Here is a 12,933-nt window from a genome sequence, read left to right as displayed (position 1 = left end):
TAGTATCGGATATATCATTTACAGGTATATCCGATTATTATTTGTTTTGGCATAGCATTTGTTTATGATACATCACTATTATAGGGCTTTATTGTCCTTAAATAAGTGAGTTAATTAATAAGAAAGGTTTAAGGATATGATGAATCAATTTTCCCCGAAAGTCTCGGAAATTCTTTCATTCAGTAGAGAGGAAGCTAAGCGATTGACAAGTAAGTCAGTTGCTCCAGAACATATCATGTTAGCTATCCTGCGAGAGAAGTCAGGGCCTGTTTGGGATCTATTCAACCGCTGGGAGGTTGATACCGACTACCTAAAGAAAGAAATAGAAAATAAGATAAAGGAGGAGAACGTTGGAGCGGGTGAAGCTGTCTCTGACTTACTATTGAATGAACAAGCTAATAATGTATTGAAGCTGTCAGTTCTGGAAGCACGTTTACAGCACGCACAGACTGTGGACATTATTCATCTCTTTCTAGCGATTCTTCACGACTCGTCTAACAATGCTGCAAAGACATTATTGGAGGAGAGAGGACTTAGTTATAACAATGTAACCGCAATGTTAAAACCACATGCAAACCCAACAAGGAATGGCATTGGTATGGCGGAAGAAGAAGAGTTGGATGATGAGGAAATGTCACCTTCATCGAGCGCAAAGAATACTAAAACAACTCAAGCAACTCGCACGAAGTCGAAGACTCCAGTACTTGATAGTTTTGGTACAGACTTAACTCAAGCTGCCTTAGAAGGTAAACTAGATCCAGTCGTTGGTCGTGAGCGTGAAATTATGCGTGTTAGTGAGATACTTGGTCGCAGGAAGAAGAACAATCCAATTCTTATTGGCGAACCGGGAGTTGGTAAGAGTGCCATTGTTGAAGGCTTAGCCCAACTCATCGTTAAGCGTCTCACCTCTCCTATCCTCTTTGATAAACGTGTGATGACACTCGATCTAACCGCAGTTGTCGCAGGTACTAAGTATAGAGGACAATTTGAGGAACGTATACGCGCTTTGATTAAAGAGATTGAGCAGAACCCTGACATTATAGTCTTCATTGATGAGATCCATACCTTAATTGGAGCTGGTTCCTCACCTGGTTCAATGGATGCCGCCAACATATTAAAGCCAGCCTTGGCTAGGGGTACAATTCAATGTATTGGTGCTACAACCATGGACGAGTATCGCAATTCTATAGAAAAGGACGGAGCCTTAGAGCGTCGTTTCCAGAAAGTTCAAGTCGAACCAACAACTATAGAAGAGACCTTACAAATCCTTGAGAATATAAAGGATCGTTATGAAGCTCACCATCACGTGAAATATACAACAGAGGCTTTAAAGGTGTGTGTAAAGTATGCCGATCGTTATATAAGTGACCGCTTCTTCCCCGATAAGGCTATTGATATTATTGACGAAGCCGGTTCGCGCACTCATCTTCAGCATGTGAAGGTTCCGCAAGTTATCCTTGACATACAAGGACAGATAGAGGAAGCACTGCAAAAGAAGCAAGATGCAGTGAAGAACCAGAACTTTGAATTAGCTGCAGGGTTCCGAGATAAGCAAACCGAACTAGAACAAAGGTTAAAGGACGAGCAAGAGAAATGGCAGAAAGGAGACACCACTGATAAGGTCGAGATATCAGAGGATACTATAGCTGATGTCGTCTCCCTAATGACAGGTGTACCCGTACAGCGAATGCAAGAAGCAGAAGGCATAAGATTACGGAACATGGGTAGTGATTTAAAGAAGTTGGTCATTGCTCAAGATACAGCTATTGACAAGATGGTTAAGGCGATTCAACGTAATCGTGTTGGACTGAAAGACCCTAACCACCCTATTGGTGCTTTCATGTTCTTAGGTCCGACCGGTGTTGGTAAAACTTATCTTGCTAAACGCTTAGCCGAATTGATGTTTGGTTCTTCTGATGCACTTATTCGCATTGATATGAGTGAATATACAGAGAGCTTCAACACTTCTAGACTTGTTGGTGCGCCTCCAGGATACGTTGGATATGAAGAAGGAGGACAACTAACCGAAAAGGTTCGCCGTCACCCCTACTCTATTGTCTTGTTGGACGAGATTGAGAAAGCACATGGAAATGTATATAACATGCTCCTGCAAGTTCTTGATGAAGGAAGGTTGACCGATGGTAATGGTAGACTAATAGACTTCCGTAATACTGTCATCATTATGACTTCAAATGCAGGTACACGCCAACTAAAGGAATTTGGTCAAGGCGTAGGCTTTAGGGCTGTCAATCTTAATGGACTTTCACATAGCGAGAGCGATAAGGAAAGAGCTAGAAGCATTATCCAAAAGAGCTTGAGTAAGCAGTTTGCCCCAGAGTTCTTAAATCGTTTAGATGAGATCATCACATTCGATCAACTTGATTTGAATGCTATTCTCAAGATTATCGACATAGAACTCAAAGGTCTGTTCAAGCGTGTTAAGGCGTTAGGCTATGACATGGAGATAAGTGATGAAGCCAAGACGTTTGTAGCAACAAAGGGCTATGATGTTCAATTCGGTGCTCGACCATTGAAACGTGCTATCCAGAATTACATTGAAGATGGATTAAGCGAGTTAATCCTTTCTAATGAAATAAAGCCTGGTGATGTTATCTGCGTTTCTAAGGAGAAAGAAAGTGACAAGCTCAACTTTGTTGCAAAACCATCCATGCCTAACACGGATAAGGAAGCAGAAGATTAAATGGAATAGAAGTTTTAAGACTTTAGATAACAATGAACCTCAAAAGTTAGACATCTAGCTTTTGAGGTTTTTCGTTGATTTATATTTAACGTTGGGAACGATGACTAATATGTAAGGAACTATATTCCGTCTGTTATTATAGAAGGAAATAATCGGAACATAAAGGAGGATTTTCGTTTAACTGAAAGTATAAATGTCGATTAACTTAAAGTACGAGTATAGGTTAACTTATAGTACGAGTGTAGGTTAACTTAAAGTGCGAGTGTAGGTTAACTTAAAGTACGAGTATAGGTTAACTTAAAGTCTTATCGTAAAAAAAATAGAAGTCCTCATAGTAATTAATGAGGACTTCTATAGTGATATAACTTTATAAAAAGCGTTGTTCTATTTCAGCGAGAATTATAATCTAAGGCTCTTTTTGATAGCCTCAATCTTCTTCTCTGCACGCTCTTCACATAACTTGTACTCGGCAGCTGTATTCATAACATCCTTCACCTCAAGATAGAACTTAATCTTAGGTTCAGTTCCTGAAGGACGCACACTAACCTTTGTGCCATCTGTGCAGAACCATTGCAGAACGTTGCTCGTTTCAGGCATATCAAGTTTCTCCTTAGAACCATCAGCCTTTGTTAGTTCAAGGCTCTGATAGTCCTTTGTTATCTCAATAACACTACCACCGAGATCCTTAGGAGGATTAGAACGGAAGTCTTTCATCATCTGTTGAATCTCATCAGCACCACTCTTGCCTGGACGTTCTACGTTGATAGTAAACTCTTTACTATATCCATATTCGAGATAAATATCCATGAGGATATCATAAAGCGTCTTTCCATGATCCTTAGCGTAAGCACAAATCTCGGCTAAAAGTGAGCATGCGCTGACAGCATCCTTATCGCGAACAAAGTCTTCAGCTAGGAAGCCGTAGCTCTCTTCACCACCACCAATATACTGCTGCTTACCTTCAGACAATGCTATTTCACGTGCAATCCACTTGAAACCAGTATAACAATCACGCATCTCTACATGTTGCTTCTCGGCAATCTTGTGAATTACCTCTGTTGTAACGATAGTCTTAACGATGAAGTCAGTTGGTTTCATCTTGCCTACTGCTTGTCTATTTGTGATAATATACCACAAGAAGAGAAGGCAGGTTTGGTTTCCATTAATAAGTACCCACTCACCATTAGAATCCTTACAAGCCATACCTACACGGTCAGCATCAGGGTCGGAAGCCATGAGGATGTCGGCATCTAGTTCCTTAGCGTCACGCAAACCTAAGGTTAAAGCCTCAGCGAACTCTGGGTTAGGACGGTCAACAGTTGGGAAGTTACCATCTTTGATCATCTGCTCTTTCACACAATGAACGTTATCAAAGCCCCATAAAGCTAGGGAACGTGGAATCATGACACGACCAGCACCATGTAATGGAGTGTACACAATCTTTAAGTCGTGCTGATGCTTGATAACCTCTGGATCAATGCAGATAGTCTTAACCTGATCCAAGTAAGGTTTGTCGATATCTTCGCCGATAATTTGAATTAGCTCTTTATTACCATCAAACTTAATATCCTCAACCTTAACATTGTTTACTTCGTCGATAATGCCCTTGTCATGAGGAGCAAGCACTTGTGCACCATCTTCCCAATAAGCCTTGTAGCCATTATACTCACGTGGGTTGTGGCTCGCTGTGATGTTTACACCAGCTTGTGCTTTCAGGTAACGAATAGCAAACGAACATTCAGGAGTTGGTCTCAAGTCATCAAATAGATATGCCTTAATACCATTTGCAGAGAAGATGTTAGCTACAGTTTCAGCAAAGAGACGGGAATTGTTACGGCAGTCGTGACAAACAACTACACTGATTTGCTCTTTGTTCTTGAAATTACGTTTCAAGTAGTTAGCAAAGCCCTGTGTTGCCATACCCACTGTATAGATGTTCATTCGGTTAGAACCAGCTCCCATAATGCCTCGAAGTCCACCTGTACCAAATTCTAAGTCTTTGTAGAAGCTCTCGATAAGATCAGTCTTATCCTCGTTCTTAATCATTGATTCAACGGCTGTTCTTGTCTCTAAGTCAAAAGCAGGAGACAACCACTGCTTGGCTTTACTCTCGCATTCAGCGATGAGTGTCTGGTTATTTTCCATAATTTAAGTCTTTCGTATTTACAATTTATTATTTGCAAATATAAGCATTTATTCCGAGAAAACGTTTGAGGGTTAATTATTTTTTGTATTTTTGCACCAGTTAAACTTTACGATTCATATTAGTTGCATTCATGCCCTTTTGATCGTTTAGAGATAACGAAGTATTCATTTAATTAGACATCCTTACATGAATTTGAATTTTGAAGGAATCCTTCTTGCAATATGCACGTTTTTAATTATAGGTTTGTGCCATCCTTTAGTTATAAAGACAGAGTATTATTTTGGTACAAAGCCATGGTGGATATGGTTAGTATCGGGTATTGCTTGTTGTGTAGGTGCTTTGTTTGTTGAAAGTATCTTTTGGTCGGCTCTCTTAGGAGTCTTAGGTGCATCACTACTTTGGGGTATTGGTGAATTACTAGCACAAGAGAAACGAGTGGCAAAGGGTTGGTTCCCTATGAATCCCAAGCGCAAGGAGCATTACGAGCATATTAAGAAAGATGAGAGTCTATGCCCTGTCTGCAAAGAAAAAGAAAATCATTAAGACTTATTCGTGGTGGTAAGGCTCACCTTTTATTATAGTGCAAGCTCGATAGAGTTGCTCGGTAAAAATGAGACGAACCATTTGATGAGAGAAGGTCATACGTGAAAGTGAAATCTTATCATTCGCTCTAGTGTAAACCTCTTGTGAGAAACCATAAGGCCCGCCAATAACGAAAACTAAACGGCGGGCTGTGTTTTGCTTTCGTGTTAACCAATCGGCATACTGAACAGAGGTAAGTTCTGAGCCATGTTCGTCCAAGAGAACTACAGTATCAGTTGGCTGAATCTCCTTCATAATGAGTTCTCCTTCCTTTTGTTTCTGTTGCTCCTCCGATAGATTCTTTGTATTCTTTAGCTCAGGTATAGTTGTGATTGAGAAAGGCATATAATGTTTTATCCGACTTGTATAATCATCTATTCCCTCTCTAAATATCTTACTTTGTGTCTTACCAACTAAGAGTAATATTGTCTTCATACTTCTTTGCGAATGATTATAGTTTATGCACTTCCTCCCAAATACGCTGTACTGGTAAGCCCATGACATTAAAGTAACTGCCATTGATAGAAGTTACACCAACATAGCCTATCCACTCTTGTATTCCATAGGCACCAGCCTTATCAAAGGGTTTGAAATGTTCTATGTAATAATTGATTTCTTCATCACTCAGTTGCTTGAAGGTTACATCTGTCGTGACTGAAAAGGAATGGTAATCAGTAGAGGTAAGTAGACATACACCTGTAACAACCTGATGTTTACGTCCGCTGATAAGATGAAGCATTCTACGAGCATCATTAGCATCTACAGGCTTTCCAAGTACTTCGTTATCCACAACGACAACAGTATCAGCAGTAATAACCAAGTCCTCTTCTGTTATCATTGATTTATAAACATCAGCCTTCTCACGCGCTATATATCCTGCCACATCAACAGCTGGTAGGTCGTGAGGATAGTCTTCAGCAACATCAGGTAACACCTTTACCTCAAAATCAAGATCTAATCCTGCTAGTAGTTCCCTTCTACGTGGAGAATTACTTGCTAATATAATATGTTTCTTCATTACCAACCAAATGCTTTTGCGTTCATCACCCACTTTCCCTGTGCTTTCATCACCTGCTCTAAGATGTCACGTGCAACTCCATAGCCCCCTTTGTAGTCACTGATGTAAGTAGCTATTTGCTTGATTTCCGTGCAAGCATCTTTAGGGCAACATGGACAGCCTGCCAACGTCATGACTTCATAATCGGGAATATCATCCCCTACGTAGATAATCTCCTCTTCTTTCAGATCATACTTCCTTAAAAAATCATTCCAAGTCTTGATCTTCATAGAGCAGTTAATGTAAACATCCTTAACGCCAAGGTACTCGTAACGTGAACGAACATTCTCGTTATGTCCGCCCGTCATAATTGCTAATTGTAGTCCATGCTTGACAGCTAATTGTATGGCATAACCATCCTTGATATTGATTGTGCGAATAGGATCACCCTTCTCGTCCATGAGAACAGTACTAGCAGAAAGGACGCCATCCACGTCAAAGACAACTGCTTTTATTTTCTTTAAATCGTAGTTTATCATTCTTATTTATTGTGTGAATGTATATCATTAGAAAGCCTCTCATAGATAGCTTGCAAACTAGGATGTGATTCCATCAATGCCATTTGCTTGTCAATAACATTCTGATCCCATCTAACAGCTGGTCCTGTTTGTGCTTGTAGTGGTGACATCGTGTGAATCTTATTGGTCGTTTCATCTATCAGTGGTAACATGACATCGAATGGAATACCTTGTTCACTTAGGATGTCTGAGGCTATACTATAACAATGGTTCGTAAAGTTACAAGCCCATACAGCAGCTAGATGTAAATATTTGCGCTTCTCACTGCTTAATGGTATGACACGTTTTGTAATGCTCTCGGCTAAAGTTCTAATGTCTTCTTCCACAGCTTCAGAGTTTCCCTCAATAAAGATTGGAATATTCTCGAAACTCACGTTTTTAGTCTTTGAAAAAGTTTGCATCGGATAGAACACACCATAACGTTGAACTGAATCCTTAAAGCAATCAATCGACATGGAACCAGCAGTATGAAGGAAGAGTTTGTCTTCCCTACCCTTGCATACCTGCATAATTAACTGACAAAGAACGCTATCCTTTACTGAAAAAATATATACATCAGCAGCATCACGCAAGTTATTAAGACAAGTCAATGGTTCTGCACCTAGCTTCTTTGCCAATTCACAGGCAGACTTCTCCGTTCTACTAAAGACCTGATCAATCTTAAAGCCAGCTTGAACAAGAGCCTGCCCTAATTGTGTTGCAAGATTGCCTGCACCTATCAATGTAATATGCTTCATGACAACAAAATTAATCATTTTCTAGGAAAATGTTGTTGTGAGAGATAGTCTTTTTAAAAAAGAATTGCTATTTTCGCAGTAATAAAACAAGGAGTTATAGAGCAAATGAAGTTCTTAGGAATCATACCCGCACGTTATTCTTCTTCCCGCTTCCCAGGAAAGCCATTGGCTATGTTGGGCGGAAAGCCAGTGATACAGCATGTTTATGAAAGAGTAAAGAGTGTTCTTACGGATGTATATGTGGCTACTGATAATGCACATATATATAAGGTGGTAACTGACTTTGGGGGGAAAGCTATTATGACTCGTGAGGAACATGATAATGGAACAGAGCGTGTAAGCGAAGCCTTAGATAAGATTGAAGGTAAGTTTGATGTCGTTATCAATATACAAGGTGACGAGCCTTTCATTCAAAGTGAGCAAATCAAAATACTGATGTCTAGTTTTGCTGACGAACAAACTCAGATTGCGACCTTAGGAGTTCCTTTGAAGTCGATGGACGATGTAAGTAAAAGCAATACACCGAAGATCGTTATTGATAATCATAACAACGCTCTCTACTTCTCTCGCTCTGTGATTCCATTTGTGCGAGGGATAAATCAAGCGGACTGGTTGAGTCATTATCCTTTCTTAAAGCACGTTGGACTTTATGCTTATCGAACAGAAACGTTACGCGAAATTAGTAAATTACCCTTATCTTCCTTAGAACTTGCAGAAAGATTAGAGCAGCTCCGATGGTTACAAAATGGTTATCGCATAAAGGTTTGTATCACAGACATTGAAACAATTAGTATTGACACACCCCAAGATTTAGTCAATGCAGAGGAATATTTAAAGCAAATCAATCTCTAATTATTCAAAAGATTGATGGCAAAGTTTTGTAATATAATATTGCTAATTTAGATAGCTGTATTTGCGTTTTTATCCAGCGAACCTTCATTCTACCTTAAATACGATTGTTTTGAAGTAATTGCTAGCTTGCTTATAAAGTTCTGATATTTAAAGACTTATAAATTAAAGTCTTATTTTCAACTAATTACTCTCATCTATTTGGGTAAAAAACAGCTTATTTTTTGCTAAAATTGAGCTATCTTTCAACAAAAACGATAGTACATTTTACTCAAAATGGAGGTACATTTTACTCAAAACGTAGGTACGTTTTATAAAAAACATAGGTCAATCTTTCTTAAAGCGGTTATTCCTTATAAAAAACCTAATTATTACGTTCAGATACTTCCTAGAATGAGAAAATCAAATGTAAAGAATATATCAACATCTTTCTACAATCTATCTCTTTTAAAACCAAGATATAGAAGTGGAAATATTCGGTAAGAAGAACGTCCTCACTTGTCTGAAATAAATTAACTTTATTGCTGAACAAGGTGAGGACGTTAGCATTAATTTTCTCTTTCGATAGGCTATATAAAGCATTCCCTCTAATCGAATAGTTAGTTTCAGTAAATGATTAGAATGGAGGCTTCATCATGTCATCGGGTGGCGGAGGCAATGGACCATCGTTCATCTTGCTTCCCATAATCTCTCCTCCTATAGAATCATCAGGCAAAGGAGCATTGAAATCGATATCTTCAGGATTGGAGAAACGAGTATATTCACCACGGAAATTCAAGAGAACATCACCCGTTGCACCCTTACGGTGCTTGGCTATAATGATTTGCGCCATACCATGGAGGTCGTTTCCCTTTTCATCTTGTAGAATATGATAATACTCTGGACGATGCACAAATAGTACCATATCCGCATCCTGCTCAATAGCACCTGATTCACGCAAGTCACTTAACTGTGGACGCTTGCCTTCTGGTCCATCACGTTGTTCTACGGCACGGCTTAATTGTGACAATGCTAACACGGGAATGTTTAATTCTTTTGCAAGACCTTTCAACGAACGACTTATCGTTGAGACCTCTTCTTGTCGGCTATTGAAGCGCATTCCATTTGCATTCATCAACTGCAAATAGTCAATCATTAAGAGCTCTATACCATGTTCTCTCACCAATCGACGAGCCTTTGTTCGTAATTCAAATATAGATAAGCCTGGAGTATCATCAACATAAATAGGTGCGCCTTGCATCTTACGAATATTAGAGTCGAAACGTTCCCATTCATCTGGTGTTAACTGACCATTAAGAATCTTGTTACCAGGTATAGAACAAACGTTTGAAATCAATCGATTGACCAACTGAACATTATTCATCTCAAGTGAGAAGAAGGCTATCGGCTTACGATAATCAATAGCAACATTCTTTGCAATACTCAAGGCGAATGATGTTTTACCCATGGCTGGACGTCCTGCTATAATAACAAGATCGGAAGGTTGCCAACCTGCTGTAATATCATCCAACTTACGGAAACCACTAGGAACACCAGTTAAACCACCTTCACGATTAGAGGCTTGAAGCAAAAGTTGGTGAGCTTGATCAACGATGGTATCAATCTGTACATAATCTTGAAGCATATTCTTTTGAGAAATCTCAAATAATGCTCCTTCTGCTTTCTGCATTAAATCGTCTACATCCACCGTCTCATCAAAGGCATCGGTCTCAATCATTGAAGCAAATTGGATGAGCTGTCGTGCGAGAAACTTCTGCGCTAGAATATGTGCGTGATATTCAATATGGGCAGAAGAGGCAACTTGAGAACTCAATTCTACAACATAAGCAGGACCACCTACGTCCTCAAGTGTTCCTTTATGACGTAACTCTTCCGTAACCGTCATAATATCTACAGGCTTCTCTTGAAGATTTAACGACTGTACCGCCTCATAGATCTTCTGATGTCGAGCTTCATAGAAAGTCTCTGGCTTTATTATTTCAGATACAACAGTGAAGGCATCCTTATCAATCATAAGGGCACCTAACACTACTTTCTCTATATCAATCGCCTGTGGCTGTAAATGACCAAAGGAAGTATCAATAGGAGCTTGTTGCCCCTTTCTACTAGTTTTGCTAACTTTTCTTTCTGGCATACAGCGGCAAAATTACAAAAAATATTCCGTTCCCTACATCATTATAACAACGTTTTATTATCTTTGTAAGCAGTTTATAAAAGAAAAGCTATGATTTGTTTCCCCTGTTGTAAAATCAATCTTGGTTTGAATGTTGTGAGTAAGCGTGAAGATGGTTACCACAACTTAGAAACCGTTTTTTATCCTGTCCCTCTCTGTGATGTACTTGAAATAAAGAAGATGGACGAGGAGTTCCCATCAGATACAGCTTGTGACCTAAAGGTTACTGGTAGTATTGTTGAATGTGATGAATCAAAGAACCTTGTTGTTAAGGCTTATAACCTTATTGCAAAGGATTATCAACTACCACGTGTGCATATACACTTGTGTAAGCGCATACCTATGCAAGCTGGTTTAGGGGGAGGCTCATCTGATGCAGCCTATATGATAAGGTTGTTAGACGAACGTTTCCGTTTAAATATGGGAATCAATGAGATGGAACGTTACGCTTCTAAGCTAGGAGCTGACTGTGCTTTCTTCATAACTTCCGAAATAGCTTATGCAACAGGTATTGGCAATATTCTAACTCCTGCTGATTCTGAAAGTGGAAATCTTAATGGCTATTATCTTGTTCTTGTGAAACCAGATATAGCTGTCTCTACGGCTGAAGCATATTCTTCAATTACTCCTAAGAAACCTGCAAAGTGTTGTCGGGACATTGTCAAACAACCTATTGATACATGGCGTGACGAACTTATCAACGACTTTGAAGCTCCTATCTTTGCGAATCACACAGAGCTTGCAACTATCAAGCAAACATTATATGACAATGGAGCACTCTATGCGCAAATGTCAGGAAGTGGAAGTACAATCTTCGGTATATTTGGAGGGAAACCTACAAACATAGAACAACTCTTCCCAAATATGTTTACCTATACTTGTAGATTATAAATGTCCACAATATTTGGTAGTTAGAGAAAAAAGAAGTAATTTTGCACCGCTGTCACGAGATGACAGCAATAAATTCAAACCTTATAAATTATTTATTTAAATTATGGCAACAAAAATCAGATTGCAGCGCGGTGGTCGTAAGAACTATGCTTTTTATAGCATTGTAATCGCTGACGCTCGTGCACCACGTGATGGTAAGTTTACTGAAAAGATTGGTACTTATAACCCTAACACCAATCCAGCCACAGTAGATTTGAATTTTGAGCGCGCTCTTTATTGGGTTGAGACAGGTGCTCAGCCAACTGACACTGCACGTAACATCCTTAAAGGTGAAGGTGTTTATATGATGAAGCATCTTCGTGGTGGTGTTAAGAAAGGCGCATTTGACGAGGCAACTTGTCAACAGAAGTTCGAGGCTTGGAAGCAAACTAAAGTTGCAGCTTTTGATGCTGTAGCAAAGAAGGTTACTGACGAGAAGAAAGCTGCTGTTGCTCAGAACCTTGAGGCTGAGAAGAAAGTTAATGAGGCTATTGCTAAGAAGGTTGCAGACAAGAAGGCTGCTGCCGTTGCAGCACAAGCTGAGGCTGAAGCAGCAAATGCTGCAGAGGAAACTACAACAGAGGAAACTCCTGCTGAGGCTTAATTCTCTTACTCACATTTACAAGGAAATCCATAGATTAAAGAAAATCTATGGATTTCTCTTTTAGAGATACCATTGAAATTATCTAATACATCTGTTTAACAAATAGTTTTTATTCGTAAAGTGTTTATTGATTTAGATAACTTGTGTTTAAAAAATAGGTGAAGTTACTCATATAAAAGTTATTTTGATAGAGGTATTTGCAATTCAAATTTTGCTTGAGGACAATAAATTAAGTCATAAAATGAAGAATTAAAATCACATCAATCACAAAATCACAAATCACAAAATCATATTAAGCTTATATCATGCTTTTCTCGTAATTAAAATAATTACATTATATATTATTATTTATTAATAAGGTAATATATTATATGAGAATCCTCCTTTACATATTGAAAATATCTTTTTGTGATTTTGTGATTTGTGATTTTATGATTTGAACTTAAAGGAGATTATTTAAACTTTATACTTTTGATTATCCTTATCTTTCTGAAAAACAGAAACTTATGAAGGTAATTGCAATACTTGTTACCTCAGTACCACGAAAAACGTATGTATTATGAAAAAATCTGCTTATCTTTGCAGCAGAAAAAAGAAAAAGTCTCACTTCTATCCTTCAATATGAATTTAATATAT

Annotated in this window: 11 protein-coding genes; 5 read left to right on the top strand and 6 right to left on the bottom strand. The window is 38.8% G+C overall.

The genetic code is table 11. The features are described from left to right. The first annotated feature begins 136 nt into the window (after nt 1-136). Nucleotides 137-2,701: an ATP-dependent Clp protease ATP-binding subunit gene (locus HMPREF9969_RS01960; RefSeq protein WP_009434148.1), complete on the top strand. Its 2,565-nt coding sequence runs from the start codon at nt 137-139 to the stop codon at nt 2,699-2,701. A gap of 399 nt (nt 2,702-3,100) precedes the next feature. On the opposite strand, the gene HMPREF9969_RS01955 is transcribed toward HMPREF9969_RS01960, so the two are convergent. Beyond that, nucleotides 3,101-4,846: a phospho-sugar mutase gene (locus tag HMPREF9969_RS01955; protein ID WP_009434070.1), complete on the bottom strand. Its 1,746-nt coding sequence runs from the start codon at nt 4,844-4,846 to the stop codon at nt 3,101-3,103. Between the two features lie 187 nt (nt 4,847-5,033). Here HMPREF9969_RS01955 and HMPREF9969_RS01950 point away from each other — a divergent pair, with 187 nt between their 5' ends. After that, a complete protein-coding gene (locus HMPREF9969_RS01950) occupies nt 5,034-5,390 on the top strand; it encodes a DUF4491 family protein (protein ID WP_009434122.1) in 357 nt (118 codons plus the stop codon). 3 nt (nt 5,391-5,393) lie between these two features. Here the strand turns inward: HMPREF9969_RS01950 and rlmH are convergent, their stop codons facing one another. Genes rlmH through HMPREF9969_RS01930 form a run of 4 tightly spaced genes read right to left on the bottom strand, consistent with a single transcriptional unit; the run spans nt 5,394 to nt 7,741 of the window. Beyond that, complete coding sequence (gene rlmH / locus HMPREF9969_RS01945) at nt 5,394-5,864, bottom strand: 23S rRNA (pseudouridine(1915)-N(3))-methyltransferase RlmH (RefSeq protein WP_009434193.1); 471 nt, start codon at nt 5,862-5,864, stop codon at nt 5,394-5,396. 16 nt (nt 5,865-5,880) lie between these two features. Next, a complete protein-coding gene (locus HMPREF9969_RS01940) occupies nt 5,881-6,447 on the bottom strand; it encodes a Maf-like protein (RefSeq protein WP_009434074.1) in 567 nt (188 codons plus the stop codon). Then, nucleotides 6,447-6,965: a KdsC family phosphatase gene (locus HMPREF9969_RS01935; protein WP_009434053.1), complete on the bottom strand. Its 519-nt coding sequence runs from the start codon at nt 6,963-6,965 to the stop codon at nt 6,447-6,449. Before HMPREF9969_RS01935 ends, HMPREF9969_RS01940 begins: the two co-directional genes overlap by 1 nt. 2 nt (nt 6,966-6,967) lie before the next feature. Further along, nucleotides 6,968-7,741 (bottom strand): Rossmann-like and DUF2520 domain-containing protein, encoded by a 774-nt coding sequence (locus HMPREF9969_RS01930; protein ID WP_036894667.1) that lies wholly within the window; start codon nt 7,739-7,741, stop codon nt 6,968-6,970. A gap of 105 nt (nt 7,742-7,846) precedes the next feature. Here HMPREF9969_RS01930 and kdsB point away from each other — a divergent pair, with 105 nt between their 5' ends. After that, nucleotides 7,847-8,593 (top strand): 3-deoxy-manno-octulosonate cytidylyltransferase, encoded by a 747-nt coding sequence (kdsB, locus tag HMPREF9969_RS01925; RefSeq protein WP_009434093.1) that lies wholly within the window; start codon nt 7,847-7,849, stop codon nt 8,591-8,593. Nucleotides 8,594-9,206: 613 nt separating this feature from the next. On the opposite strand, the gene dnaB is transcribed toward kdsB, so the two are convergent. Next, nucleotides 9,207-10,724: a replicative DNA helicase gene (gene dnaB, locus HMPREF9969_RS01920; protein WP_009434218.1), complete on the bottom strand. Its 1,518-nt coding sequence runs from the start codon at nt 10,722-10,724 to the stop codon at nt 9,207-9,209. 90 nt (nt 10,725-10,814) lie between these two features. Here dnaB and ispE point away from each other — a divergent pair, with 90 nt between their 5' ends. Then, nucleotides 10,815-11,654 (top strand): 4-(cytidine 5'-diphospho)-2-C-methyl-D-erythritol kinase, encoded by an 840-nt coding sequence (gene ispE / locus HMPREF9969_RS01915; RefSeq protein ID WP_009434128.1) that lies wholly within the window; start codon nt 10,815-10,817, stop codon nt 11,652-11,654. Nucleotides 11,655-11,757: 103 nt separating this feature from the next. Beyond that, nucleotides 11,758-12,297 carry a 30S ribosomal protein S16 gene (locus HMPREF9969_RS01910; RefSeq protein ID WP_009434228.1) on the top strand — a complete coding sequence of 180 codons (540 nt, stop codon included), beginning with the start codon at nt 11,758-11,760 and terminating at the stop codon, nt 12,295-12,297. Nucleotides 12,298-12,933 lie beyond the last annotated feature (636 nt).

The organism is Prevotella sp. oral taxon 306 str. F0472 (assembly GCF_000257925.1).
Taxonomy (GTDB): Bacteria; Bacteroidota; Bacteroidia; order Bacteroidales; family Bacteroidaceae; genus Prevotella; species Prevotella vespertina.
This window is presented reverse-complemented; position numbering and strand designations above follow the sequence as displayed.

Bases quoted from the DNA above. Each gene is read 5' to 3' on its own strand.
- HMPREF9969_RS01960 (WP_009434148.1), top strand. From the start codon at position 137: ATGATGAATCAATTTTCCCCGAAAGTCTCGGAAATTCTTTCATTCAGT.
- HMPREF9969_RS01955 (WP_009434070.1), bottom strand. From the start codon at position 4,846: ATGGAAAATAACCAGACACTCATCGCTGAATGCGAGAGTAAAGCCAAG.
- HMPREF9969_RS01950 (WP_009434122.1), top strand. From the start codon at position 5,034: ATGAATTTGAATTTTGAAGGAATCCTTCTTGCAATATGCACGTTTTTA.
- rlmH (WP_009434193.1), bottom strand. From the start codon at position 5,864: ATGAAGACAATATTACTCTTAGTTGGTAAGACACAAAGTAAGATATTT.
- HMPREF9969_RS01940 (WP_009434074.1), bottom strand. From the start codon at position 6,447: ATGAAGAAACATATTATATTAGCAAGTAATTCTCCACGTAGAAGGGAA.
- HMPREF9969_RS01935 (WP_009434053.1), bottom strand. From the start codon at position 6,965: ATGATAAACTACGATTTAAAGAAAATAAAAGCAGTTGTCTTTGACGTG.
- HMPREF9969_RS01930 (WP_036894667.1), bottom strand. From the start codon at position 7,741: ATGAAGCATATTACATTGATAGGTGCAGGCAATCTTGCAACACAATTA.
- kdsB (WP_009434093.1), top strand. From the start codon at position 7,847: ATGAAGTTCTTAGGAATCATACCCGCACGTTATTCTTCTTCCCGCTTC.
- dnaB (WP_009434218.1), bottom strand. From the start codon at position 10,724: ATGCCAGAAAGAAAAGTTAGCAAAACTAGTAGAAAGGGGCAACAAGCT.
- ispE (WP_009434128.1), top strand. From the start codon at position 10,815: ATGATTTGTTTCCCCTGTTGTAAAATCAATCTTGGTTTGAATGTTGTG.
- HMPREF9969_RS01910 (WP_009434228.1), top strand. From the start codon at position 11,758: ATGGCAACAAAAATCAGATTGCAGCGCGGTGGTCGTAAGAACTATGCT.